The sequence below is a fragment of the Pseudomonas sp. SDO55104_S430 genome, from assembly GCF_054070595.1.
In genome coordinates this window covers 1-1,194 of record NZ_JBSVXG010000478.1, presented here as the reverse complement: position 1 = coordinate 1,194, position 1,194 = coordinate 1, and the positions used below count along the sequence as shown (strand labels likewise).

The 1,194-nt window shown below is 62.2% G+C and carries 1 protein-coding gene; it reads right to left on the bottom strand.

Going from position 1 to position 1,194, the window contains the following annotated elements; all coding sequences use genetic code 11:
* Window positions 1-64 precede the first annotated feature (64 nt).
* Complete coding sequence (locus ACW9JE_RS30795; RefSeq protein WP_457434918.1) at window positions 65-1,081, bottom strand: AraC family transcriptional regulator; 1,017 nt, start codon at window positions 1,079-1,081, stop codon at window positions 65-67.
* Between the last annotated feature and the right edge of the window lie 113 nt (window positions 1,082-1,194).

The window sequence follows — 1,194 nt, the reverse complement described above, 5'->3', positions numbered from 1 at the left end:
TACGCAATCTGTAGGAGCGAGGCTTGCCCGCGAAGACGTCAGTAGCCCCAACCCGAAACCCGGATCAGGTAGCGTCGTTAAGGATCAAACTCCGGTAATGCCCCGGATTGGACCCCGACCACTTGCGAAACGCCTTGTAGAATGAACTGGCATCGGCAAACCCCAACCGCGTGGCGATCTCGGCGAAGCTGATGCTCGGCTCGGCCAGCCAGACGATGGCCAGCTCCTTGCGCACGCTGTCCTTGAGCCCCTGATAGGTCTGCCCCTCCTCCGCCAATCGACGGCGCAAGGTCGAGGCCGACATGCATAACTGCTGCGCCAGCGGCTCGGTTTCCGGCCACTGCTCGGCGGGCAACTGACGCAGGTCATGCTTGATCCGACTGGCCAGGCTTTCGGGATCGCGGTACTTCACCAAAATGTTCGCCGGCGCATGGGCCAGGAACCGCTTGAGCTCTTCGGCGCTGCGCTTGATCGGCAAGTCCAGGCAATCGGCGGCGAAAATCATCCGCGTGCGCGGCCGGTCGAATCGCAGGTTCTCGGAAAACATCACCAAGTAGTCATCGCAGAAATTGGGCTTGGGACAACGCAACTCGATGGCCAGAATCGGAATCCGCCGCCCGGCCAGCCAGCAGGCCACGCCGTGGACGATCATCCAGTAGGTGAAATAGGTAAAGGCGCGGCGTGGCGCGTGGTCGTCCTCGGCCAGGACGATCTCCGCCAGGCTTTGCTGGCGCACCAGTTCGGCGGGCATGCATTCGAGCATCAACGACAGGAAACCCAGGCCGCTGGTCAGCCCCGCCGCCAGGCTCGGCTGGATCATGGCGCAGCGGCACAGAAACGCCAGGCTGCCGGACTTGAGCTTGCGCGGGTCCATGCCGAAAAACTCGTCGTCCCCACGCCTGGCCAGCAAGCGCCAAAGCCGCGCATAGGCACTGGCCGGCACCCGGGCGACGTTGCTTTGCAGCAGCGAAGGATCAATACCGACCTTGCTCAACACCTCATCGGTCGCCGCGCCCGGGGCGCAACTCTGCAGCAGCGCTTCACGCACCAGTTGAATGGAAATGGTGTCTTTTTCCGACATTGAGCGAGATGGGCCGTATGGTTGGGGTGGTGGGCATATTAGCGTGATTCTGTAGGAGCGAGGCTTGCCCGCGAAGAAGGCCACGCGTTTTTCCAGAAAACCGCGTCATCGCT